Source organism: Flavobacterium sp., from assembly GCF_036405015.1.
In the GTDB taxonomy this organism is placed as follows: domain Bacteria; phylum Bacteroidota; class Bacteroidia; order Flavobacteriales; family Flavobacteriaceae; genus Flavobacterium.
Window position 1 is genome coordinate 1 of the sequence record NZ_DASWYK010000165.1, and the last position, 23,667, is coordinate 23,667.

22 protein-coding genes are annotated in these 23,667 nt (G+C 32.6%); 12 read left to right on the forward strand and 10 right to left on the reverse strand.

Features of this window, described 5'->3' with window-relative positions:
• The 6 genes from VGE71_RS13195 to VGE71_RS13220 form a co-directional block, all read left to right on the forward strand.
• Positions 1 to 1,378, forward strand: a 1,378-nt coding sequence (locus VGE71_RS13195) for a lipopolysaccharide biosynthesis protein (RefSeq protein WP_331138753.1), incomplete at its 5' end; no start/stop codon positions are given.
• A gap of 28 nt (positions 1,379 to 1,406) precedes the next feature.
• Complete coding sequence (gene dut, locus VGE71_RS13200; RefSeq protein WP_111368395.1) at positions 1,407 to 1,841, forward strand: dUTP diphosphatase; 435 nt, start codon at positions 1,407 to 1,409, stop codon at positions 1,839 to 1,841.
• An 84-nt stretch (positions 1,842 to 1,925) separates the two neighbouring features.
• Positions 1,926 to 2,942 carry a sugar phosphate nucleotidyltransferase gene (locus VGE71_RS13205; RefSeq protein ID WP_331138754.1) on the forward strand — a complete coding sequence of 339 codons (1,017 nt, stop codon included), beginning with the start codon at positions 1,926 to 1,928 and terminating at the stop codon, positions 2,940 to 2,942.
• A gap of 48 nt (positions 2,943 to 2,990) precedes the next feature.
• Positions 2,991 to 4,343, forward strand: a complete 1,353-nt coding sequence (locus VGE71_RS13210; protein WP_331138755.1) for a tetratricopeptide repeat protein — start codon at positions 2,991 to 2,993, stop codon at positions 4,341 to 4,343.
• 13 nt (positions 4,344 to 4,356) lie between these two features.
• Positions 4,357 to 5,136, forward strand: a complete 780-nt coding sequence (locus VGE71_RS13215; RefSeq protein ID WP_331138756.1) for a DUF4292 domain-containing protein — start codon at positions 4,357 to 4,359, stop codon at positions 5,134 to 5,136.
• A 23-nt stretch (positions 5,137 to 5,159) separates the two neighbouring features.
• Entirely contained in the window at positions 5,160 to 6,413 is a 1,254-nt protein-coding gene (locus tag VGE71_RS13220; RefSeq protein WP_331138757.1) for a murein hydrolase activator EnvC family protein, read from the forward strand.
• Between the two features lie 33 nt (positions 6,414 to 6,446).
• Here VGE71_RS13220 and VGE71_RS13225 read toward each other — a convergent pair whose 3' ends face one another.
• The gene (locus VGE71_RS13225) at positions 6,447 to 6,866 is read right to left on the reverse strand and encodes a CBS domain-containing protein (protein WP_331138758.1); all 420 of its coding nucleotides are present in this window, start codon (positions 6,864 to 6,866) and stop codon (positions 6,447 to 6,449) included.
• Positions 6,867 to 6,991: 125 nt separating this feature from the next.
• On the opposite strand from VGE71_RS13225, the gene rbfA reads away from it, so the two are divergent.
• The 6 genes from rbfA (at position 6,992) to VGE71_RS13255 (ending at position 11,520) form a co-directional block, all read left to right on the forward strand.
• Positions 6,992 to 7,384, forward strand: coding sequence for a 30S ribosome-binding factor RbfA (gene rbfA, locus VGE71_RS13230; protein ID WP_144216310.1), 393 nt, complete (start codon positions 6,992 to 6,994; stop codon positions 7,382 to 7,384).
• Position 7,385: 1 nt separating this feature from the next.
• A complete protein-coding gene (locus tag VGE71_RS13235) occupies positions 7,386 to 8,585 on the forward strand; it encodes an ABC transporter permease (protein WP_331138759.1) in 1,200 nt (399 codons plus the stop codon).
• A 167-nt stretch (positions 8,586 to 8,752) separates the two neighbouring features.
• Complete coding sequence (locus VGE71_RS13240) at positions 8,753 to 10,180, forward strand: MATE family efflux transporter (protein ID WP_331138760.1); 1,428 nt, start codon at positions 8,753 to 8,755, stop codon at positions 10,178 to 10,180.
• 59 nt (positions 10,181 to 10,239) lie between these two features.
• Positions 10,240 to 10,842 carry an N-acetylmuramoyl-L-alanine amidase gene (locus VGE71_RS13245; protein ID WP_331138761.1) on the forward strand — a complete coding sequence of 201 codons (603 nt, stop codon included), beginning with the start codon at positions 10,240 to 10,242 and terminating at the stop codon, positions 10,840 to 10,842.
• 135 nt (positions 10,843 to 10,977) lie between these two features.
• Positions 10,978 to 11,235, forward strand: a complete 258-nt coding sequence (locus VGE71_RS13250; RefSeq protein WP_331138762.1) for a type II toxin-antitoxin system Phd/YefM family antitoxin — start codon at positions 10,978 to 10,980, stop codon at positions 11,233 to 11,235.
• A gap of 6 nt (positions 11,236 to 11,241) precedes the next feature.
• Positions 11,242 to 11,520: a Txe/YoeB family addiction module toxin gene (locus VGE71_RS13255; RefSeq protein WP_331138763.1), complete on the forward strand. Its 279-nt coding sequence runs from the start codon at positions 11,242 to 11,244 to the stop codon at positions 11,518 to 11,520.
• Positions 11,521 to 11,604: 84 nt separating this feature from the next.
• On the opposite strand, the gene dusB is transcribed toward VGE71_RS13255, so the two are convergent.
• The 9 genes from dusB to VGE71_RS13300 form a co-directional block, all read right to left on the reverse strand.
• The gene (dusB, locus tag VGE71_RS13260; protein WP_331138764.1) at positions 11,605 to 12,597 is read right to left on the reverse strand and encodes a tRNA dihydrouridine synthase DusB; all 993 of its coding nucleotides are present in this window, start codon (positions 12,595 to 12,597) and stop codon (positions 11,605 to 11,607) included.
• A 150-nt stretch (positions 12,598 to 12,747) separates the two neighbouring features.
• Positions 12,748 to 14,037 carry a phenylacetate--CoA ligase family protein gene (locus VGE71_RS13265; RefSeq protein ID WP_331138765.1) on the reverse strand — a complete coding sequence of 430 codons (1,290 nt, stop codon included), beginning with the start codon at positions 14,035 to 14,037 and terminating at the stop codon, positions 12,748 to 12,750.
• Positions 14,034 to 15,698: a C45 family peptidase gene (locus VGE71_RS13270; RefSeq protein ID WP_331138766.1), complete on the reverse strand. Its 1,665-nt coding sequence runs from the start codon at positions 15,696 to 15,698 to the stop codon at positions 14,034 to 14,036. Before VGE71_RS13270 ends, VGE71_RS13265 begins: the two co-directional genes overlap by 4 nt.
• A gap of 7 nt (positions 15,699 to 15,705) precedes the next feature.
• On the reverse strand, positions 15,706 to 17,223 hold the full coding sequence (locus VGE71_RS13275) for an NAD(P)/FAD-dependent oxidoreductase (RefSeq protein WP_331138767.1): 1,518 nt from the start codon (positions 17,221 to 17,223) through the stop codon (positions 15,706 to 15,708).
• Between the two features lies 1 nt (position 17,224).
• Positions 17,225 to 20,905: a 1-acyl-sn-glycerol-3-phosphate acyltransferase gene (locus VGE71_RS13280; RefSeq protein WP_331138768.1), complete on the reverse strand. Its 3,681-nt coding sequence runs from the start codon at positions 20,903 to 20,905 to the stop codon at positions 17,225 to 17,227.
• 94 nt (positions 20,906 to 20,999) lie between these two features.
• Entirely contained in the window at positions 21,000 to 22,169 is a 1,170-nt protein-coding gene (locus VGE71_RS13285; RefSeq protein ID WP_331138769.1) for a DUF2062 domain-containing protein, read from the reverse strand.
• 16 nt (positions 22,170 to 22,185) lie between these two features.
• The gene (locus VGE71_RS13290) at positions 22,186 to 22,671 is read right to left on the reverse strand and encodes a hypothetical protein (RefSeq protein ID WP_331138770.1); all 486 of its coding nucleotides are present in this window, start codon (positions 22,669 to 22,671) and stop codon (positions 22,186 to 22,188) included.
• 2 nt (positions 22,672 to 22,673) lie between these two features.
• Positions 22,674 to 23,045 (reverse strand): 3-hydroxyacyl-ACP dehydratase, encoded by a 372-nt coding sequence (locus VGE71_RS13295; protein ID WP_144216288.1) that lies wholly within the window; start codon positions 23,043 to 23,045, stop codon positions 22,674 to 22,676.
• A gap of 5 nt (positions 23,046 to 23,050) precedes the next feature.
• Positions 23,051 to 23,662: an outer membrane beta-barrel protein gene (locus VGE71_RS13300; protein WP_331138771.1), complete on the reverse strand. Its 612-nt coding sequence runs from the start codon at positions 23,660 to 23,662 to the stop codon at positions 23,051 to 23,053.
• Positions 23,663 to 23,667: the final 5 nt, after the last annotated feature.

Sequence of the window (23,667 nt, forward strand, 5' to 3'; positions counted from 1 at the left end):
AGTGAGATTATATACAGGAATTTTGCCAACCGCCGAATATGGAGAAGTTTCGATTGTATTGTCTTGGATGGTTTTCTTTAACGTGGTACTTTCTTATGGAATGGAAACAGCATTTTTTAGATTCTATAGTGCCGAAGACGACAAGAAAAATGTAATTGCAACTTCTACCATTTCCATTTTTTGGACTTCCATTATTTTTCTTTTTGTTGCTCTGATTTTCAGAAATACATTGGCAAACCTTGCAGAAGTCGATGTTCAATATATTACGTATACGGTTTGGATTTTAGTTTTAGATGCTTTGGTGTTAATCCCGTTTTCTAAATTAAGAGCCAACCAAAGGCCAATGGTTTATGCGGCTATTAAAATTGGAAATGTGGTGATAAACCTATTGCTGAATATTTTCTTCTTAATGTATTTACCAAAATTAGCAGATGCAAATCCAAATTCAGTTTGGGATAACTTATATGTAGAAAACTTTCAAATCGCTTATATTTTCATTGCCAATCTATTAGCAAGTTTAGCCACATTTATTGTGCTTTCGCCTAATTATCTTTCGCTTGGACGCAAATTCGATATGGAACTTTGGAAAAGAATGATGAAATACGGACTTCCAATTTTGGTTGCAGGTTTGGCTTTTGCAGTAAACGAACATTTTGATAAAATTCTTTTAGGTTATTTACTTCCAGAAAATTTAGCAAAATCTGAAGTTGGTGCTTACTCCGCTTGTTACAAATTAGGATTATTTATGGTTCTTTTTGCAACAGCTTTCAGATTAGGAATTGAACCTTTCTTTTTCAGCCATGCAAAAAATGAAAACGCTCCACAGACTTACGCCGTAATTACCAAATATTTTGTGATACTTGGATCTCTGATTTTATTAGGTGTGATTGTTTTTGCAGACGTTTTGAAATATTTATTGTTAGACAACAAATCATATTGGGAAGCCATGAAAGTGGTGCCATTAATTATTCTGGCAAATTTCTTTTTGGGAATTTATAACAACTTATCAGTTTGGTATAAATTGACAGACAAAACAAAAATCGGAGCTTACATTTCTATTGTAGGTGCGATTGTAACTTTGCTTTTAAATTACTTCTTAATTCCAAAATACAGTTATTATGGTTCTGCAATTGCGACCATTTCTGCTTACGGAAGCATGATGCTTATTTCTTATGTTTTAGGAAATAAATATTATCCGATTCCTTACGATATGAACAAAATTGGTGCTTATTTAGGGGTTTCAATATTATTTTCAATTATTTCTTTTTACGGATTTAGAGAAAAATATTATGTTGGAATTCCGCTTCTTTTAGCTTTTATGTATCTCGTTTACCATTTTGAAAAAGATACTATTAAAGGAATAATGAAGAGAAAATAAGACGCTTTTAAAAATTTTATATTTAAAAATGAAAATACAAATTATCAATAAATCGCAACACGATTTACCAAATTACGAAACTATTGCTTCTGCAGGAATGGACTTGCGTGCCAATATTTTAGAACCAATTACGTTAAAACCTTTAGAAAGAACTATTGTAAAAACAGGACTTTTTATTGAATTACCAATTGGATACGAGGCACAGGTAAGACCTAGAAGCGGATTGGCAGCCAAAAAAGGAGTAACAGTTTTAAATTCGCCAGGAACTGTTGATGCAGATTACAGAGGAGAAATAGGTGTAATTTTAGTAAATTTATCTAATGATGATTTTGTAATCGAAAATGGTGAAAGAATTGCCCAGTTGATAATTGCAAAACATGAAAGAGCTGAATGGATTGAAGTTGAAACACTTTCTGAAACATCAAGAGGTGAAGGAGGCTTTGGAAGTACAGGCGTAAAATAGTTTTGTATTTAACAAAATTTAAAAAAAGAAAGACCAAACCCAATGAAGATTTTTTAGAATCTTCCCATAAAATCAAATAAAAAAATGAAGATAATTGTGCCAATGGCAGGCCGTGGATCAAGATTGAGGCCTCATACATTAACTGTTCCAAAACCATTAATTCCTGTTGCAGGAAAGTCAATTGTGCATCGTTTAGTTGAAGATATTGCTAAAATATTAAAAGAACCAATTGAAGAAGTGGCCTTTATTTTAGGTGATGAAGCTTTTTTTGGAGATGACGTTGTAGAAAGTTTAGAAGATTTAGCAAAAGGATTAGGAGCAAAAGCTTCAATCTATCGCCAGGATCAGCCTTTAGGAACTGGACACGCAATTATGTGTGCAAAAGAATCTCTTTCTGGACCTGCTGTAATTGCTTATGCAGATACCTTAATTAGAGCAGATTTCCAATTAGATCCAGAAGCAGATGCTGTAATCTGGGTAAAACAAGTTGATCAGCCAGAAGCTTTTGGTGTTGTGAAATTAAATCAAAACAACGAAATAATTGAATTGGTTGAAAAACCAAAAGAATTTGTTAGTGACTTAGCTGTTATCGGAATTTATTATTTTAAAGAAGTTGGAGTTTTAAGAAATGAACTTCAAAATGTTTTAGATAATAATATTCAGAATGGTGGCGAATACCAGATTAATGACGGTATCAAAGCCATGATGGCAAACGGAAAAGTTTTCAAAACAGGAAGTGTTGATGAATGGATGGATTGTGGGAACAAAGATGTCACTGTAGAAACAAACTCTAGAATGTTAGGATTTCTTCATAATGACGGAGAACATTTAGTAGACTACGGTGTAACTTTAGAAAATTCAACTATTATTCCTCCTTGTTATATTGGAGAAAATGTTGTCTTGAAAAATACTACAGTTGGACCAAATGTTTCTGTTGGAAAAGGGTGCCATGTAACAGATAGTACTATTAAAAATAGTTTGATTCAAACTTATTCTAAAATTAAAAATGCTAACTTAGATAACGCAATGATTGGAAATCATGTGAGTTATGATGGTAAATTTACCAGCGTAAGCATTGGAGATTATTCGGTTTTAGAATAATATAAAAATTTAAAAAGTTTCGTTTTTGTCTAAAATGTTATTTTTAAAATGATCAAAAAAAGAGTTTTTACAGTTTTGTTTTTTGCTTTATTCAGCATATCGTTTTCGGTTTTTGCACAGACAGAACCCGAAGATATTGCTATGGTAAAAGACGAATATCAGGACTCATTTTATGAATCATTAAAACAAAAAGGAATTGAAAATTACGATAAAGCTATTGTATCATTGGAGAAATGTGTTAAACTAAAACCCAATGATGCAGTGGCTTATTTTGAATTAGGAAAAAATTATCTGGCACTTAAAGAATATCGAAATGCACAAGATAATTTTGAAAAAGCGACACAGTTAGATCCTAAAAATAAATGGTTTTGGCTCGGAATTTATGATGTAAGTTATGAGACAAAAAACTATCCGCTGGCAATTGAAACGATTCAGAAAATAATTGTTTTTGACGAAGAATATAAAGACGACCTGATTTCGTTATACATGATTACCAATCAGTACGATAAAGCATTAACAGCGATTAATGAAATGAACGATAAGTTTGGAAAATCGTCTGATCGTGAAATTTATAAACAGCAGATTTTATCACAGGGAAAATATCAAAATGCAGAAATTGATAATTTGATTCAGCAGATAAAAAAAGATCCTAAAGAAGAATCAAATTATTTGAATCTTATTTTCTTGTATTCAAAGAATAACGAAAGTGAGAAATCATTGGAAGTTGCAAAACAGTTAGCCAAAGAAATTCCAAATTCAGAGTGGGGGCAGGTTAGTTTATTCAAAACTTATTTGGATTCGAATCAAGCAGATAAAGCAATAAAATCAATGAATACAATTTTGGCAAGTTCAAAAATTGATTCAAAAATTAAGCATAGAACCTTAAATGAATTTTTGATTTATACTAATAAAAATCCGCAATATGCTCCAGATTTAGAAAAAGCTATTGCTTATTTTGATAATGATAAAGAGGTTGATGTTGCGAAAGAAATTGGAAAATTCTACCATAGTAAAGGTCAGTTTGAAAATGCAATTAAATATTATGAAAAAGATTTAAGAGCCAATTCAGATACAGATCTTGAAACTAATATGTTACTGTTAGAAGCCTATTCTCAGACCAAACAGTTTGAGCCAATGACAAAAAGAGCAATGATGCTAATTGAAGTTTATCCAAGTCAGGCTCAGTTTTATTACTATGCCGGTTTAGGAAGTAATCAGCAGAAACAATTTAAAAATGCAAAAACCGTTTTAGAAATGGGTCTTGATTATGTTGTTGATGATGTAAAATTAGAATCAAATTTTAATATTCAATTAGGAGAAGCATATAATGGATTGGGGGATGCCAAGAAAAAAGAGGAATACTTTTTGAAGGCAAATGAATTATTAAAAAAGAAAAAATAAAAGAGAAATTCAGATGAAAAAATATATAACTATTCTGGTATTGTCTATTGCAGTAGTTTCTTGTAAAACGAAAGCAGTAGCGGTACAAGGTAATACAAGCCAGGTTGTTGCACCAAAAGAGGACAAGAAAGTAATTGAAAAGCACTACGACAATAAATTAGATTTTTCTACTTTATACATTAAAGCGAGTGCAAAATATGTAGATGCAAAACAAAGCCAAAATGTTACTGCCGAAATTAGAATAGAAAAAGACAAACAGATTTTGATCAGTGTGCGTTTCTTAGGAATTACAATGGCAAAAGCATTGATAACACCTTCTGCAGTAAGTTACTACGAAAAAATAAACAGTACTTACTATGAAGGAGATTTTACAAGTTTAAGTAAATGGCTAGGAACCGATTTAGATTATAATAAAGTGCAAAACCTTTTAATTGGAGAAGCTTTTGATGATTTAAGAAAAGGAAAATATACACAGACAATTGTAGAAAATCTTTTTAGACTGGATGAAGAAAAAGATGCTAATTTGAAGAAAACCTTCTTCTTAGACGCAGAAAAATATTTAATTCAAAAAGAAGAAATCTCTCAGCCATCAGAAAACAGAACGTTGCAAATTGCCTATTCTGACAGTAAAGTTTTCAATCAGGGAACACTTCCGACAAGTATAGAAATTAATGCTGTTCAGCCAAAAGGCAAAACAAGTATCAATCTGAATTACAATAATATTTCATTTAACGAAGAACTTTCTTTTCCTTATAGCGTTCCAAGCGGTTATAAAAAAGTTACAATTCAGTAAATTTGCAAAATAAAAATAGAAACATGCCAAAATTTCTCCTAAGTCTAGTTTTAATATGTGCCACTACATTTGTGTGGGCACAGGATTCTCAGCAAGAAAAACTGGAGCAGCGTAAAGCTCAAATTCAACAGGAAATTAGAGATAACGAAAAGATGCTTCAGTCTGTTCGAAAAAAAGAGAAATCTGCTGTGAATGAATATTTAATTCAAGCAAACAAAATCAAACTAAAAGAGAAATTAATCAATACTACAGCAAAGCAAGAAAAACTGATTAGTAATGATATGTATATTAATCAGGTTCAGGTTAATAAACTTAAAAAAGAACTAAAAGTCTTAAAAGAAGATTATGCTGAGATGATTTTAAAATCGTACAAAAGCCGTTCTGAGCAAAGCCGTGCGATGTTCATTTTATCTTCTGAAAGTTTTTTGCAAGCTTATAAAAGAGCTCAGTATTTAAAGCAGTATACCAATTTTAGAAAAAATCAAGGTCTTGAAATTCAGTTAAAAACAGCTCAATTAGTTGATTTTAATGCAAAACTGGATGGACAAAGACAGGCGAAAAAGAAAATTATCGTTGAAAACCAAAAGGAAAAAGTTACACTTGAAGCAGAGAAAAAAGAGCAGCAGAAATTAGTAAATTCACTTAAAAAGGATAAAAATAAAATTGCTGCAGATATTCGATCCAAACAAAGTGAATCCAAACGTATTGACAAACAAATCGATCGTTTAATTCGTGAAGCCATTGCCGAAGCTAATAGAAAAGCAGCTGCGGAAAGAGCCAAAGCAAATCCTGGTTCAAGCGAAGCAAAAGCTCCAGTTTCTTCTTCTAAAATTGTTTTGACACCAGAAGACAAAATTTTGGCAGCAGATTTTAAAGCAAACAGAGGAAGATTACCTTGGCCAGTAGAAAAAGGATTTATTTCTCTTGGATATGGAGATCAACCACACCCGTTGCACCCTTCAATTACAGTACACAATTCAGGAGTTGAAATCACAACCGAAGACGGAGCTAGCGCAAGAGCAGTATTTGCAGGAGAAGTTTCAAAAGTAATCGTTCTTTCTCCGGTAAATAAAGCAGTTGTAATTCAGCATGGAGACTTTTTTACAGTATATCAAAATCTAAGCTCTGTTTCTGTTAGTCAAGGAGATAAAGTAACGATTAAGCAAAATATTGGAAGGGTAAGAACAAGTGGAGATACCGGAAAAACAATTATTAAATTCTTGATTCTTCAAAATACTTCAAACAACAATCCAGAAGGATGGTTGCAAAGCAGATAAAATTTAAGGGAGCAAATTTGCTCCCTTTTTTATTTAATCATATTGCTCCAGAAAATACTTGATCATATCTGTTGTTGTGACAATTCCTTTCAGTTCTCCATTATCAACAACAGGCAATGCATGAAAATCTTGTTTGACAAAAGTCGTTGCGAGATCTTTGATAATAGTATCTGAAGGAAGTGTTTTAGGGTGCGAAGTCATTATTTGTGGAATAGTCAGCATGTCTAAAATAGCTTCGTCAACACCTTCTTGCCCGTCAAACAATGCACTAAAAGTTAAGCGGTTAATATCGGTACGACTAATAATTCCAACAACTTCTTTACCATTTACAACAGGAATGTGTCGAATAGAATTTGATTTTAGTTTTTCTACAACTTTTCTTAAATCATCATTTTGATTTACTGTAACAACAGTTTTAGTCATAATATGACTAATTGGTTCTCTTTTTTTCATGATAGATTAGTTTTAAATTCATATTAAAGATGTAAAATAAATCCCTCAAAAATCATGATCATTATCAGTTTTTAAACCATTAAAAAGAACCAAATAAAACCACTAAAATTTAGTATTTTTGCACTATGGAAACAAATAGACAGAAAAAAATAGGCGGTGTCCTTCAGAAAGATCTGGTTGACATCTTGCAAGGTGAAGTGAGAAAAAACGGAATCACTAATTTGGTGATTTCAGTATCCAAAGTAAGTGTAACTACAGATTTGTCTGTAGCAACAGTATATTTAAGTATTTTTCCACAAGAAAAAGCCAAAGAAACTTTAGAGGCAATAAAAACAAATACAACTTTAATTAAACATGATTTGTCACAACGCGTTCGTTTACAATTACGTCGTGTTCCAAATCTGGTATTCTTTATTGATGATTCTCTTGATTATATCGAAAAAATCGACAATGCACTTGCAGGAAAAGAAAACCCAATAGAAAACCGTGACCTTTTAGAAAAAAGAAGAAAATCGTAATTTGAATTTCCCTTTATACATAGCCAAACGTTATATTTTTAGCAGCAGTAAAAATAATGCTATCAATATTATTAATCGAATTGCCAGCATGGGAATCATTGTTGGTACGATGGCTTTGTTTGTGGTTTTATCGGTCTTCAGCGGATTAAAAGTTTTCAGCCTTTCGTTTACCAACGAAATTGACCCTGATTTAAAATTGACCAATACATACGGAAAGTCATTTTTAATTACGCCAAATCAGGAAAGTCAAATTAAGAAAATTGACGGCGTTGCTTCTTACACTAAGATTATAGAAGAACGCGTTTTGTTTTTATTTAAAGACAAACAACAAGTTACTTATTTAAAAGGAGTAGACAGTTCTTATGCAATTGTCAATGATATAAAGAAAAAACTTTTTAATGGTCAGTGGCTTAAGCCGGATAGTTTTCAGGTTGTAATTGGTTACGGATTAGCACAAAATTTCTCAATGGGAATTCTGGATTTTGAAAATCCGTTACAGATTTTTGCTCCAAAACCAGGAAAAGGAGCAATAGAAAATCCAGAGGAAGCTTTTAATAAAACAGATGTTCTGCCTGTCGGAATTTATTCTATTAGCGAAGAGTTAGATTCTAAATATGTATTTGCAGATTTAGGTCTAGCTCAAGAATTATTGATGTACAAACCGAATCAAATCTCTGGAATTGAATTTAAGTTAAAAGAAAATGCAGATGAAAATGCAGTTAAAAAACAACTTAATTCGATTTTTAAAAACAAGATTACTTTAAAGAACAGAGCGCAGTTAAACGAGTCTTTGTATAAAATGCTCAACACCGAAAATATTGTGGTTTATCTCATTTTTACTTTAGTAATTATTGTTGCGCTTTTTAATTTGGTAGGAGCTTTAATTATGATGATTTTAGAGAAAAAAGGAAATCTTAAAACCCTTTTTAATCTAGGAGCAGAAGTGGGTTATCTTAGAAGAATCTTTTTGCTTCAAGGTACTTTGCTAAGTTTTTTTGGTGGTTTAATCGGACTTGCATTAGGAATTATATTGGTGATTTTACAACAGCAATATGAACTAATAATGATTACACCAACATTGGCATATCCGGTTGTTTTTTCATTAGAAAATGTTCTAATTGTAATGACAACTATTGTTACACTCGGTTTTACAGCTTCTTTAATTGCAAGTAGTCGCGTAAGCAAAAAATTATTGGATTAATATCTTCCTAAAAAATATTACTATATTTGCTTTCTTAAATAACTACAAGCATATGATTGTTTCTGCCTAATCCTACTTTATTTTTTAGAATAATTAGGATACTTACGTTTTACTTTTTGGTTCAGATTTATAAATCTGAGCAATTTTTTTATTTATCCTAAAATATCATGACAGAAACATCTATAAAGAAAAGTTTATTTTCTAAAATTTTCACCACTTTAAAACAGGCCCTAAAAGGCGACGAATCATTTGATTATACTTCTGGAAGTATAAAAAAAGCTGTAATTCTATTAGCCATTCCGATGGTTTTAGAAATGATGATGGAATCGGTTTTTGCCTTGGTCGACTTGTATTTCGTTGGTCATTTGGAACACAGCAGTTTTGCTATTCAAACCGTTGGTTTAACAGAATCTGTATTAACCGTTATTTATTCACTCGCCATCGGAATGAGCATGGCCGCCACCGCAGTTGTAGCAAGACGAATAGGTGAGAAAGATCCAGTTGCTGCTGCGAAAGCAGGAATGCAAGCCATCATAATAGCATTTGCAGTAAATAGTATTCTAAGCATTTTCGGAATTATTTATGCCAAAGATATTTTGATTTTAATGGGCTCCTCTTTAGAATCTGCTGAACATGGTTTCCGATTTACTCAAATTATGATTGGTTCGAGTTTGTGTATCATGCTTTTGTTTCTCATAAATGGAATTTTCCGTGGAGCAGGAAATGCAGCAATTGCCATGAAAAGCCTTTGGATTGCCAATATTTGCAATATCATTTTATGCCCAATTCTAATTAACGGTTTCGGACCAATTCCAGCTTTCGGATTAATTGGTGCCGCTTTGGCGACGACAATTGGAAGAAGCATTGGTGTTATTTACCAAGTGTATCATTTGTTTTTTGGGAAAGGAATTTTAAAAATCAAGGTTTCTTATTTTGCTCCAGACTTTACACAAATAAGAGCTTTGGTAAAAATTGCGGCTCCTGGAATTTTACAATTCGTAATCGCTTCCTGCAGTTGGATTTTCTTAGCGCAATTAGTTGCCACAACAGGTGGAGATCACGGTTCGGCAGGATATCAGACTGCTTTGAGAATTATGATGTTTTTCATTCTCCCAGCTTGGGGATTGAGTAATGCGGCGGCAACTTTGGTTGGGCAAAACTTAGGAGCCAAACAAATTGAACGCGCCGAAAAATCAGTTTATACAACAGCGAGATACAATGTGATTTTCATGGCTACAATTATGATTATTACTTTAGGTCTTGGACAATATATTATTTCGTTTTTCACAAATGATGAACAGGTAAAAACGGTTGCGATCGAGGCACTTCGAATTATGAGTATAGGATTTATTTTCTATGGAATTGGAATGGTTCTCATCAATACGTTCAATGGAGCAGGAGATACCTGGACACCAACTGGAATTAATTTCTTCGGATTTTGGTTGTTCCAAATTCCATTAGCTTTTGTATTGGCAAAACATTTTAATATGGGACCAACAGGAGTTTTTATCGCAATTCCAGTTGCTGAAACTGCGATTACTTTAGCCGGAATCTTTTTCTATAAAAGAGGAAAGTGGAAACGAGTTCAAGTGTGATTTTGTGCAATATTTCCTAAAAAAATTCGTTAAGTCTATTTAACCAAAACAATAGATTTATGAAAACGAAAATTAAAATTTTAGCCGTTTTAAGTATAGCAGTACTAGGATTTATGGCCTTTAAACCATTAGATAAAAAAGTGGTTTTAATTGATGCAGGTCATGGAGGTTACGATGTTGGGAAGGATTTGTATGGATTTGAAGAAAAAGCAATAACAGAAGCCATCGCTAGAAAAATAAAAGAACAAAATAATAATGAAAATGTAGAAATTGTTCTGATTCGTGATGGTGATATGAGTATGAACCTCACAGACAGAGTTACAATAATAAATAAGTTGAAACCTGATTTGGTGCTTTCTATACATATTAATTCAAACTTGAATATGAAAGTTAATGGGGTAGGTGCATATATTTCCTCAAATAAAGCATTTTATGAGGAATCTAAAAAAATGGCAGTAATTGCGGTAGACAAAATTACTTCGACAGGAAAGCTTACAAAGCGATATGTATCAGAAGCTCCATTTCATATTTTAAAGTATGCAAATTGTAATATGGTTCATTTAGAGATAGGATTTTTATCAAATGAAAATGATAGAAATTATATTACAAGTGAAGAAGGACAAAATGAAATTGCTACTAAAATCTTAGAATCGTTAAAATAATAATGGGTTTGTATAGCCCAAAAAAGGTCTTCAATATTGAAGACCTTTTTAGTTTAAAGTTAAATATTTTACAAATTGATCTTTTACAAGAGTAAAATACTGTACATTTGAACGTACAATAAAACGTACTGAATTATGAAAGCAATTACAATTTCTACATTAAGAAAAAATATCAAAAACTATTTTGATGAAGTTTCAGAATCCTCTGAAATAATTGTTGTACCACGAAATTCTGAAGAAGATGCTGTGGTAATAATTTCGATGAAAGAATATAACTCAATATTAGAAACACAACATTTATTATCAACCAAAGCGAATAGAAAACGACTTTCTGAAGCTATTGAGCAAATGGAAAATGGAAAATTGACATCTTATAACATAGATGAATTATAGTTGACCATGGATATTTGTTTTACGAAAAATGGATGGGAAGATTTTGAGTATTGGATTGAAAACGATACAGACACAGTAATAAAAATAAAAGAATTAATTAAATCGATTCGAGAAAATCCTTTTAAAGGAATTGGGAAGCCAGAACCTTTAAGACATGATCTAAAAAGTTTTTGGTCGAGAAGAATTACGGGTGAACATCGATTGGTTTATAAAGTATCAGGGACAAGAGGAATCGATCAAAAGTGTATTATATTACAATGTCGATTCCATTATGACGATAAATAAAAAAGACCTTCATAATTTGAAGGTCTTTCTTTTTAGAGACCTTTGTCAAAGTTTCAAACTTTGACAAAGGTTAATCAATATGTTTTAAACAAACTCATATCCAGCGTAAACCTGTTCAATTTCTTTCATAATAGCAAATAAATCTTCAGAAGCATCAGTGGTAACTAATTTTTGTTTGAATTCTTTAAACGAGTGGATTCCTTTGAAATAATTCGTATAATGACGGCGCATTTCTACAATTCCTAAACGTTCACCTTTCCAATCCATTGACCATTGCAAATGATTTCTAGCAGCTTCAACACGATCAATAACCGTTGGAGCAGGTAAGTGTTCTCCCGTTTTGAAATAATGTTTGATTTCGTTAAAAATCCACGGATAACCAATCGCAGCACGACCAATCATGATACCATCAATTCCGTATTCGTTTTTATATTGTAATGCTTTTTCAGGACTGTCAATATCGCCGTTTCCGAAAATAGGCATTGTAATTCTTGGATTGTTTTTTACACGTGCAATGTGCGACCAGTCAGAATGGCCTTTGTACATTTGAGCGCGAGTTCTAGCATGAATCGTCAAAGCTTGAACACCAATATCCTGAAGTCTTTCAGCAACTTCATCAATATTAATAGAGCTTTCATCCCAACCTAAACGTGTTTTTACTGTAACAGGCAAATCAGTTCCTTTGATAACTGCTTTGGTTAAACGAACCATCAAATCAACATCTTTTAAAACTCCAGCTCCTGCACCACGACAAACTACTTTTTTTACCGGACATCCAAAATTGATATCTACTAAATCGGGTTTTACAGTCGAAACAATTTTAGAAGACATTTCCATTGCTTCTTCATCACCACCAAAAATCTGAATTCCGACAGGACGTTCGTAATCAAAAATATCCAGCTTCATTCTACTTTTTATAGCATCACGAATTAATCCTTCCGATGAAATAAATTCAGAGTACATCATGTCAGCACCATGCGTTTTGCATAATCTGCGAAACGGCGGATCACTAACATCTTCCATCGGTGCGAGTAATAAAGGAAATTCGGGTAATTCTATGTTGCCAATCTTGACCATCTTCAATATTTTTTGCAAAATTACAACATTTAGTTCAATTTGTGCCAAATTGAGGTTCAAAGGTTCATAGCGACAAAGGTTCAAAGGTTTTTTTATCAAGCTATTACATAGCCATTGTACCTTTGAACCTTTGCCTCTTTGTACCTAATACTAAGATCTATAGTCGAAAAATCTGATTGGTTTTCGACTCATCGGGTTAAAAACGATTGGGTTAAGAATTTCTTTTGGAACAAATTCTATTTTTGGAGTTACTCTCAATTTTGCTCTAAAGTGATCTTTTATTTCTTGTAAAAATTCTGGAGATTGATTTTTTACTGCAATTTTAATTAAGATTTCGTCTGTACCTAAATCATTCGTTGAAATTTCGATCAAGTGATTTTCGATATTATCAAAACTGCTCAAAACATCATTCATCGCTGGCGGATACAATGTTGTTCCTTTATATTTAATCATTTGTTTTTTACGTCCAACAACTGGTCCAACGCGCAACGTGTTTCTGCCGCATTCGCAAGGTTCTTCGTGAAACTGTACAATATCTCCCGTTTTAAAACGAAGCAAAGGCATTGCTTCAATTCCTAAGGTGGTAAAAGTAAGCTCGCCGATTTCGCCTTTTTTAACAGGCATATTATTTTCGTCCAAAACTTCAACAATGATTAATTCCGGATGATGGTGTCCGCCTTTTCCATGTTCACATTCTGTAAAAGCGGTACTCATTTCGGTAGAAGCATAAGTCGAAAACAACTTAATATTCCATTTATCTGTGATTTTTTTCGATAGAATGTTCATCGAAAAATCTTGTTCTCTCAAAGATTCTCCAATGCAAATCGCGCCTTTTATGCTCGAGTTATTATAATCGATTCCGTGAATTTCGGCGTATTCAATTAATTTCAAAAGAAAAGAAGGAACGGTAATCAAATAACTCGGATTGTATTTTAAAATCGAATCCCATTGCATTTCTGGAATTCCGGCACCAACACGAATTACACCAACTTTCAATTTTCGAAGACCAAGAAAATAAGCCAAACCGGCCATAAATTTTCTATCAATTGTCGTCATTAATTGTACTACATCGCCTTCTGCAATTCCAGCGCAAGCAAATGAAATAGCTTCATTATAAGCCAAACGATCTAAGTCAGAATCGGTTAAGCCAAAAGTTACAGGATCTCCTAAAGTTCCAGATGTTGTAGCGTAATCAATAATTTTATGTTGCGGAACGCATAAAAAATCATCGTTATATTGTTGTAAATCTTCTTTTGTAGTAACAGGTAAAAATTGTAAATCTTCCAGCGTTTTAACTTTCGAAATGTCAATATTTTGTCCTGCAAAAAGTCTTTTGTAAAACGGAGAATTCTTGCTGATATATTCTAAAAGTTCAACTAATTTTTGTTCTTGAAAAATTTTAATTTCTTCTAAAGAATTTTTTTCTATTGCTGGAATCATTTTAATTTTCTTTTGACTTTTTTTAAATATTTTTCAATTTCTTCTTTTTCAGGAGCCGTTGTAATTTCATGCTTTAAAGCTTTTTCAAAATTCAGCTTTGCCTGAAGAAATTCCTTTTTTTGGTAAAAGTACAATCCTGTCTTATAATATACAACCCAATAATCAGGGTTTAATGCTTGATAATTCTGAAAAAACTCAGGAGAAACGGTTTCTTTCTTTTCTAAAATCAAGTCTATTTTATGATCTTCAATTTTAAATTTTTTAAAATTCTGAAAAGCAGCAGTTTTCAAGAAAGGATCTTTGGCAATATTCAAGTTTTCTTTTTGAAATGATTTTGTTTCATTTCGGTTTTCATTAAAAATCGAATTCAAATCATAACAAACAAATTCGCCCAATTGAAACGGATTTGCAGAAACCCAAACTAATTTTTCTTTTGGTTTAAAGATAATTCCGTGATGCGCCAAAAGCTGATTTAGTGCTTTTTCATTACCAAAACCCAAAGTTTCATTTTTTAAACCGTCTTTATTTCGAAGAATTTCTGAAGCAATTTCAGGATTTACTTTTGGATTTTCAGACAGTAATTCCTGCATTCTTTCATAACGATATTCAGAATGACTGTTGGCAATTTGTTCCTGATTTCTTTTATCATCTTTGAAAGCTTCGCCTTGAAAATGATTGGAGCAAATTAATTGATCACTATTTGGAACATCGTAAACATCCATTTTATTGGGCGAAACTTCAATTAAAATCGCTTTGTTATCATTGGCACTTCCAACCATAATCGATTCAGAAACAAATACTTTTCTCTTTTTTGCAATAGCGATTGCTTCATCAAGATTTTTGGCGTACTGTAAAATTTCACGAGTTAAAATCGAAATCGGAGTTTTTGCAACAAGCGGAATTTTAGATTTTGAAGCGTTTATCGTAACCGTCAAACCTTCGAGATTCATTCCAGAAACAGCGCCAATCATTCCCGGCCAAGTCACCATCATAAATGGATGTCCTTCTTTAGGTTTTATAAAAGCCGCTATTTTATTTTCCGCGAAAGCGTCATTTACATAAAAATCAAAATTGCGAGCTAAGATTAAATTTCCATCTTCCGATTTTTCATTCCAAGCCGCAAAAGAAGAACAGCCAACCAAAGCCAAATCTTGCAGAGCATGTCCAATGTCGTGTGCCGCGTGCAAATACAGGCCACGCTGATATTGCGGTGCGATATTATCAAATTCGGTTGAAGTATATTGCGAAACGCCGTAAATTTCAGTTTGATATTCGTTTGGAACATTCAAATATAATTTACGATTGAACCATTTTAAAAACTGACGAAGTATTTTCTGTTGAAATTTTGACGGAACAAAATCGGTTATTTTAGAGAAAAAAATACGTTGTTGCTTTTGCAAAAGCGAATCGGTTAAAGCACCAGTTGTTAAACCAATTTCTAGAGGATCGCCTTCAGTGTACAATTCCCAAAGACCTTGTTTATTTTTTAAAAGTGAATTTTTTCCAGAGATAAAAATGCTATCTGAAACTTTTGTAACAACAGGTTTTGTATTATTGTAAGCCGTTAAATCTGGTTTATGATGTTTTGATTTTGATGTACCGCAGGAAGTCAGCAAGCTAAAAAAACCGATAAGGAAAAGATAAAGAATTCGGTTTTTCATAATAAAACTATTCAGATGCTTTTTTAATTTTTTCCAGCAGATATTCCTTTCCTACAATTTCTGAGCAAGTTATAACTGCTCCAACTGTAACACCCAAGACACCATGCATGTTAATACTTTGGCCTGTAAGATAAAGATTTTCTACCTTAGTTTTAGTCGGAATCATCGTTTTCATCGGATTATTTGAATCTTTAACATATCCGTACATATTCCCGCCATCTCCGCCAATGTAATCACGATAAGAAAGTGGAGTAGAAGTGTGAACCGATTTGATACAATCCTTTATTCCTGGAAATTTTTTCTCGATTTCGTCTAAAAACTTGGCCGCTTTTTTGGCTTTGAATTCGTCATAACTTTCACCTCTTTCATTTTCTTCAAAAGTAGTGTTGAAGGTGTTTTCCCAAGCTTTAACATCTTCATATTTCATGTACGTTAAAAAGGTCATTCCGTCTGCCCATTCTTCGTCTTTTTTTGACGGATTCATGGACGCCATAAAAGTTTTCGGCCACGAATTTTCGTCGTATTCATACGAAGTCCAAACATCATTGGCACTTTTAAAATGATAATAATTGTGGTTGATGTATTTGAAAGTTTTGGGTTTAAAAACAATATATAAACTAAAAGCTGAAAGGACACTTTCGAGATCTTGAATTCTGTTGAAAAAGGGTTTTCTGAAATTTTCCTGACCTGCCATTTTCAAAGTCGTTTTCGGTTCAATGTTCGAAATAAAATACGTTCCAGAAACCTCTGTTCCGTCTTTCATTTTTACCGAATTTACCTTTTGATTTTCAACTTCAAATTTCGTTACTTCTTTATGTTTGAAGAATTCGCCTCCGTATTTTTTCAGTTGTTTTAAAAGTTGTTTCGTTATCTGACTTCCGCCATTGATGCAGCGCCACGAACTTTCAATGTACGAATTGACCACAAGTGCATGAACGTAAAAAGGCGATTTTTCGGGAATTCCAGCATAAAGAAAATTAGAACCTGCGAGAACCGCTTTTAATTTTTCATTTTGTGTAAAAGAATCGATCGTATCTTTCGCGTTGAGCGTTAAAATTTCATCGTCATATTTTCCTTCCGATTCTAGATTATAAAGGGGAAAAGCTTTGCAAACCGTTTTTATTTTCTGGCAATATTTTTCGAGATTTTCTTTTTCTTCTGGAAAGTATTGTGTTAGATTTTCAATGAAATTTTCGAAACCCTGCGCATGCGGATATTCGGTTTTATCGTCATCAAAAGAAATAATATCAAAACCATTTTCGTCTAATTTTTTCAGATTCAAATGATCCATTATTCCGATATATTTGAAATATTGATGAAGATTCTGGCCTTCGCCTAAACCTCCGATATAATGAATTCCGGTATCAAAAATGGTTTTATCTCTTACGAAAGTCTGAAGATTTCCACCATATTGATTGTTCTTTTCGAGCACACAAACGCTGTAACCTTCTTTTGCCAGAATAACAGCAGAAACCAATCCGCCTAAACCGCTGCCAATTATAACTGCATCGTATTGCTCTTTCATCCTAATTTCTCTTTAATACAGTAATGCCATTTTCTTCTGAGACAATTTCAAAGCCAAAAGCAATTAATTTTGTTTTATAATGCAGACAATATATTAAAATTATGGAAGAAAATTTTGAAATGATTTTTTCAGGATTATCATTATAAGTTTCGTCAGAAATCAAAAGTAAATCATACTGGTTTTCTTCAGCAGATTCCAATTGATCCAAATAGGATATTTTTCGTTTGGATACGATATAGTTGGTTTTTGCTACCAATCGTTTTTCTTCATCATTTATAAAAGAAACTATTTTTCGCTGTGGTTCCTGCAAAGCCAATAAGACATCCAATTGCCCGTAATCATCTCCTAAATGCAGGATTTTTGCTTTTGGCTGAATGTGTTTATTTAAGTTGTAATAGGTTTCCAGATCTTGTTTTACATCTTTTTTAACGCTGTTTCCAACTTCAATTTCTTTATAATCGTAGCTGTTAATCAGCATTGTTTTGAAATACTCTGGACCTTCAAGTTCTTCACGTATTTTACGATATGCTGTTTTGAAAAAAGAACTAATTTGTTTGGTTCGATCGGTATAATTTTTTCCGAATGAAAGATTTTCAGGAGCAATTCTTTCTAAAATTGTAACCGTTAATTTCCCGTGATGAATAACAAAATCTCCTTTAGGAATCAATTCTGAAGCACCATGAATAACCACAGGAATAATATCTAGATTGAATTCTTCGGCAAGGAAAAAAGCACCTTTATGGAATCGTTTCACCACATTATTTTCAGAACGCGTTCCTTCTGGAAAAACCATTAATGAATATCCTTCGTTTACTTTTTTACGCAAATGTTCAACGCCGCCTTCCAATCCTTCAGAAACAGGATAAAAACCAGCTTTTCTAACAACACCGCCAAAAATAGGAGAATTGTAAACCCAGTCACTTACCAAGAAAATGATTTTTGGGCTTAACATTCCGATTGCCAGAATGTCTAAAAACGAAGAATGATTGGCGATAATTACAGCAGGTTTTTCAAAAGTTTCATTGAAATTATTAACGACTTTTTTGCGAATAAACGGATTCGAATACAACACCGATTTCATGAATTTTGAAACCACGTATCGAAATGCTTTCATTTTTGATTTTTTACTAAAAGGTAAAATTGGCATTAAAGTAAAACTGAAAATAGACATTACGATTCCGCCCAAACCATAATAAGCAAACGAAATTACACCATGCACAAATGTTCTTAATTGAAAAGGCGGATTTCCTTTTTTCGGACGATTCGAGAGAAATAATTTGAATAGAATTGGATAGAAAATGAAAGTTATAATCAACGCAGCAAAAACTCCAATTAAAGAAACCGCAGAAATAGATGTCAGTGCAGGATGTTTGGCGAAAATCATGGCACCGATTCCTAAAATGGTTGTGATAACCGCCAAAATAATTGAGGTTCTGTAAATGGCAATTTCGTTCACTCCATTCGAATATTCTTTTTGTAATGCACTGGTCATAAAAATGCTGAAATCAACTCCGTGACCGAAAATTAGGGTGCAGACAATCATACTGAAAATATTCATTTGAATGCCAAAAATGCCCATAATTCCAGCCGTTACAATTCCCGTAAAAGCAATTGGAATACAGCTGATAATAACCAATTCGATTCTTCTGAAAAAGAAAAATAAAATTAAAACTACAGCAACGAATGAATAATTGACAAGTGAATTGAAATCGGTTTTTAAAGTGCTGAAAAACGTTTCGTTCATTTGCTGACGATCGATTGCAATTACGTTTTCTTTTTTAGAAGCCGATTTTACAAAAGCATCACGTTGTTCTGGCGTGACTTTTACTAAAGTCGAAACAGTATAAAAACCATTTTTTTCTGTAATAAATTCTTGTAACTGAAGTGCTTTTATTTGAAGATAATCATTTGAAGAAATTGGTTTGAAGTCAGAATCTAAATGATTAAAAAACAAATTATAGGTCGTTGGTTTAAAGCCAAGTTTAGCACCTTCAGCAATTAATTCTGATGTAACGAATTGTTTTTTCTGTGAAGTCCAAAACGAATTCCATTTTTCGATTTTTTGAAGTTGTGCTGACTTGGAAAGCACAATTCCTCCAACGGAACTAAAGTTTAGAATTTTATGCTGTTGCTTTTCAGTATTTAAATTTTCGAAAAGTCGACTATTATGCTGTAAAGCTTCTTCCATCGTTTTTCCGTACGAAGCCACATAAATGGTTTTGGAAGTTAAACTCGTGCTTTCTTCCAATTGTTTTTCGGCCGCTTTAATTTCTTTTGGAATAAAATTCAGCTGTGATAAATCGTTATTAAAACCAACATCATTATAGGTAAAACAGCAAATAATGGTAATGATAACACAAAGTCCGATTAAGATTTTATTGTTGTGAAAAGAAAAATGAGCCATTTTATCGATCACATTTTTCTTGTGTTCTGCCGGATTTTCTTTTGGTTTGTATAAATGAGGAATAATTAAAAGAGAAAAAATAGCAGAAGCCATTACAATAACCGCAGCGAAAATTCCGAGATCATTTAATGCATCCGATTTTACAAAAAGCAGACATAAAAAAGCAACAGCAGTTGTAGAACTACTCATAATTACAGGCATTGTAATGTCTTTGTACAATGTTTTGACATCGCTGTTATGCTTGTAATGTGTGAGAATATGAATTGAATAATCAATTGTAATTCCTAATAAAATGGAACCAATTCCTAGTGAAATTGCTGAAATCTGTTCTCTGACGAAATATAAAAACGCAACCGCAAACAAACCTCCAAAAACTGTTGGAAGAAAAATAATCAACGGAATTAATACTTTTCTATAAAATAAAATCAGAATCAGCATTAAGGTAAACATCGCGATTGATGTTGTTAGAATAATATCTCCTTTAATCTGATTCGCATTGGCAACCGCAATCAAAGCAGAACCAAAATAACTGATCGAAGTTTTGCCTTTGAATTGCTGATTTAAATTTTCTTGAATTGATTTCAGTTTTTCGGCAAAAATGGTATTTTTTTCTGTTTCGCTCGATGGAATATTAGAAGTGATAAAAAGCAGTAATTTCTTTTTATCCTTTGTCATTACAAAACCATTTTCCAATGTAAAATCGTCACCAATATTTAATTGTTGTAATTTTTTTAAAGCGATAAACGAAATCCCAAACGGATCTTGCAGGATAAAATCTTTAGTGATAAAACCAGATGGAGAAATAATCGATTTATAATTTCCTTGAACAGTTGCTGCAATACTGTCTTTTTGCAGTTTTTGCTCGATGTTTTTATAATCATTATCATCTAAAAAAAGAGGCAGATTATTGTAAACAAAATCAATGGTTTCTTGAATATTTTCTTCGTCAATTTTTCCTTGAATTCCTGTTACATAAGGTTTGCAGGATTTTGAAACGCTGTCTGAAAAAGCAGTTGCCATTTCTTTCAAATCTTCAGCAGATCCGTTTTTTTCGAGTTTGAAAATTACGGTTGTTTTATCGGCAAAGTTTAATTGTTTAAGAACTTTTGCTGTAACATCGGTTTTGTCGTTTGTCGGAATAAGTTTGGTAATATCTTCTTCAAACTTTAATCTTGAAGCAAAAAATCCAAAAACAAGAAGCATCAAAACGGCCAAAAAAACCGAGAGAGATTTTCTTCGGGTTACAAATAAATGAATGGCGTAGAAATATTGATGCATGATTGTTGGTTAAGTTTTTCAGCCACGAATTTCACAAATTTATTTTTATTAAGTATTATTAATTCGTGAATTCGTGGCGAATTGACATAGAATTTTATTCTTTACGTTTCTTGCTAAAAGCCGTTAAAAGCAAATAACTTATTAAACCAACCGTTAGCGCCGAAACGGATGCTAAAATAAGACTTCCGATAATATATTGAGCTGCATTTTTTTGAATATCGTCAAACGTCATTGAACTATCTAAAATTAATGGAGCATCGCTAGTAACAAAAATACTTCCTATTTTTAAAGAACCATATATTATGAGCGGAATGAAAGGAGGAAAACTCACGTTAGAAGTCAAAAAAGCAATGACTTTATTGAGCCTGAATAAAGCTGCAAGTGTAAAAAGCAAGATGGTTTGAAATCCCCAAAAAGGCGAAAGTCCAATGAAAATTCCCAAAGCAATAGCAGCCGATTTTTTAAAATTAGAATCGGAACTTTCTAAAATATCTTCTAGAAAGAATTTTTTAAAACCTTTTTTTTTTGCTTTTCTAAAGAAATCTCTCGGTTTGATATACAACAAAGCGTTGGTTACCAAAACGGTATTTAAAATACTGATTCGAGTAAAATCCTGAAACGGACGAAAATGTGAAACTCGTTCTGCAGGATCATACAAAACCTGAATCGGAATATTTTTAACTACAATTCCTTTCCAAGCGGCGCGAACAATTACTTCAATTTCAAATTCGAATTTATTGGTATAAAAACGTTTTGGCAACAATCTCAGCGGATATAATCTAAATCCAGATTGTGTATCGTCTAGTTTGATTCCAGTTTCAAACTTGAACCAGAAGTTAGAAAATTTGTTTCCGAAACTGCTTTTTTTAGGAACATTTTCCTGAGTCATATTTCGGCTTCCAATCAAAAGCGTATTTGGTTCTTCTTGAATGGCTTCTAAAAAAACAGGAATATCAGATGCAAAATGCTGTCCGTCGGAATCGATTGTGATGGCGTATTCAAAATTCAATTCAAGCGCTTTTCTAAACCCGTTTCTGAGCGCACGACCTTTTCCTAAATTTTTAGGATGATGAATTTGCGTCAGCTGCGAATATTGTTTTAAAATTTCGCCGGTAGAATCGGTTGCACCATCATTAACAATGATAACATTTGTGGTGAAATCTAAAATAGAATCCAGTACTTTTTTCAGTGTTTTTTCATTATTATACGTAGGTACAATAATGCAAAAGTTGGTCGAATTAAGCAATTCTTGCTGTGATTTCATGTGGTATTTTTTGAGCTTATTTTACAAATTGTTTCTCTTTTTCAGAGAAACTTTTAGATTGTAAAACGAAGTCTTTAAGATATTCTTTCAAAGCTGCACCTTGTGCTGCATAATATGTTGTAATGAATTTTTTATCTTCTTTGATATTTTTCTTGTAGCCCGTAATACCAGGAACATCTTCCTGAACACTCAGTCTGATCATTCTCATTTCGATATTACTTGGGTCACTTTTTATGGTAGCTTCAAGAAGTTTTGCACCTTCTTTAAAACGCTCAATTTTTTCACCGATTTTTTTCTCAAACTTAGAATCCACTAAAATAGAAGCCGCTTTATAAGCCACTAAAATTTTATCATCATTATGAGAAACGCCAGCAAGTTTTGCCACAAACTCTTTAGCATTTGTTTCTGATTTTGCAACATCAGGATAAACTTTTCGAATAGAAGCCAAATCTGGCGCTCCCACAAAATTTACCCATAAAAGTAAGGTCATTAGTAATTTCATAATTATATTTTTTTGTACACATTGCTCAGTTTAAGAGCAGTAGTGTCGTTAAAGTAAGTCGTGTTTTTCACTTTTACCAAACCGTCTTCAGTAGTTGTAATATCAAGTTCCAAACGCAATTCTGGATTAACTTCTGGATTAATCAGCGCCATGAATTTTACATTTGCCAAAGACTGAATCATCAAGGAACTTTTAGTAATCGATTCTGTAAGCTCTTTGATAATTTGAATCATGCAAACACCAGGCATAATTGGATTTCCAGGGAAATGTCCTTTAAAAACCTCGTGTTTTTCATTGACTAAAATCGTAACATTATATTTTGAATCGGAGATTTTCTCTTCCGATAGTATTTTGTAAAAATCTTTTAAAATCATAATTTTTATTTTCCAAATGAATAGGAAACTCCCAACTGAAAATTCATATTTGTGTTATAATCTCCAAACAAATAATAATTATTGGAGTCATTTTGATAATAATCGCTGCTCAAAACATCAAGTAAACCTTTCTTAAATCGAGCTTCAAATGTTAAGCCTGAAGGCAGTGCATAAGCAACTCCCAAAACAAAACCAAGATCATTTTGTGCTTTTCGAACCGCAAGATTATCATTCAACAAAACATCTAAAGTTGGCCCCGCCTGAAACTGAATTCCTTGTGGCAGTGTAAACTTATTCATGATGGAAATAGACAAATAGTTTATTTCAAGATCTAAATGTTCTGTTCTATTCGTTTGCGTATTTTCATCAAAATAATTTCGTGCTACATTATTAGAACCTTGTCTGCTGTAATTAATTTCTGGTTGTAATGCATATAACTTAGTAATCTTAATTTCAGCAAAACCACCCGCATAAAAATCAGTTTTATAATCAGCATGCATTTCAGAAATGGTCGAAAAATTAAGTCCCGCTCTTAAACCGGGTTTAACACTCATTTGGGCTTTTAGGTTTAAAACTGTAAAAAAAACAGCAATAAAAAGTAATACTCTTCTATTCATGTTTT

Excerpts from the sequence above, each read along its gene's own strand:
- VGE71_RS13215 (WP_331138756.1), top strand. The coding sequence starts at position 4,357 with ATGAAAAAATATATAACTATTCTGGTATTGTCTATTGCAGTAGTTTCT.
- VGE71_RS13255 (WP_331138763.1), top strand. The coding sequence starts at position 11,242 with ATGGATATTTGTTTTACGAAAAATGGATGGGAAGATTTTGAGTATTGG.
- VGE71_RS13245 (WP_331138761.1), top strand. The coding sequence starts at position 10,240 with ATGAAAACGAAAATTAAAATTTTAGCCGTTTTAAGTATAGCAGTACTA.
- VGE71_RS13240 (WP_331138760.1), top strand. The coding sequence starts at position 8,753 with ATGACAGAAACATCTATAAAGAAAAGTTTATTTTCTAAAATTTTCACC.
- VGE71_RS13290 (WP_331138770.1), bottom strand. The coding sequence starts at position 22,671 with ATGAAATTACTAATGACCTTACTTTTATGGGTAAATTTTGTGGGAGCG.
- VGE71_RS13210 (WP_331138755.1), top strand. The coding sequence starts at position 2,991 with ATGATCAAAAAAAGAGTTTTTACAGTTTTGTTTTTTGCTTTATTCAGC.
- VGE71_RS13265 (WP_331138765.1), bottom strand. The coding sequence starts at position 14,037 with ATGATTCCAGCAATAGAAAAAAATTCTTTAGAAGAAATTAAAATTTTT.
- VGE71_RS13205 (WP_331138754.1), top strand. The coding sequence starts at position 1,926 with ATGAAGATAATTGTGCCAATGGCAGGCCGTGGATCAAGATTGAGGCCT.
- VGE71_RS13280 (WP_331138768.1), bottom strand. The coding sequence starts at position 20,905 with ATGCATCAATATTTCTACGCCATTCATTTATTTGTAACCCGAAGAAAA.
- dusB (WP_331138764.1), bottom strand. The coding sequence starts at position 12,597 with ATGGTCAAGATTGGCAACATAGAATTACCCGAATTTCCTTTATTACTC.
- VGE71_RS13220 (WP_331138757.1), top strand. The coding sequence starts at position 5,160 with ATGCCAAAATTTCTCCTAAGTCTAGTTTTAATATGTGCCACTACATTT.
- VGE71_RS13285 (WP_331138769.1), bottom strand. The coding sequence starts at position 22,169 with ATGAAATCACAGCAAGAATTGCTTAATTCGACCAACTTTTGCATTATT.
- VGE71_RS13295 (WP_144216288.1), bottom strand. The coding sequence starts at position 23,045 with ATGATTTTAAAAGATTTTTACAAAATACTATCGGAAGAGAAAATCTCC.
- VGE71_RS13270 (WP_331138766.1), bottom strand. The coding sequence starts at position 15,698 with ATGAAAAACCGAATTCTTTATCTTTTCCTTATCGGTTTTTTTAGCTTG.
- VGE71_RS13225 (WP_331138758.1), bottom strand. The coding sequence starts at position 6,866 with ATGAAAAAAAGAGAACCAATTAGTCATATTATGACTAAAACTGTTGTT.
- VGE71_RS13300 (WP_331138771.1), bottom strand. The coding sequence starts at position 23,662 with ATGAATAGAAGAGTATTACTTTTTATTGCTGTTTTTTTTACAGTTTTA.
- VGE71_RS13275 (WP_331138767.1), bottom strand. The coding sequence starts at position 17,223 with ATGAAAGAGCAATACGATGCAGTTATAATTGGCAGCGGTTTAGGCGGA.
- VGE71_RS13250 (WP_331138762.1), top strand. The coding sequence starts at position 10,978 with ATGAAAGCAATTACAATTTCTACATTAAGAAAAAATATCAAAAACTAT.
- dut (WP_111368395.1), top strand. The coding sequence starts at position 1,407 with ATGAAAATACAAATTATCAATAAATCGCAACACGATTTACCAAATTAC.
- rbfA (WP_144216310.1), top strand. The coding sequence starts at position 6,992 with ATGGAAACAAATAGACAGAAAAAAATAGGCGGTGTCCTTCAGAAAGAT.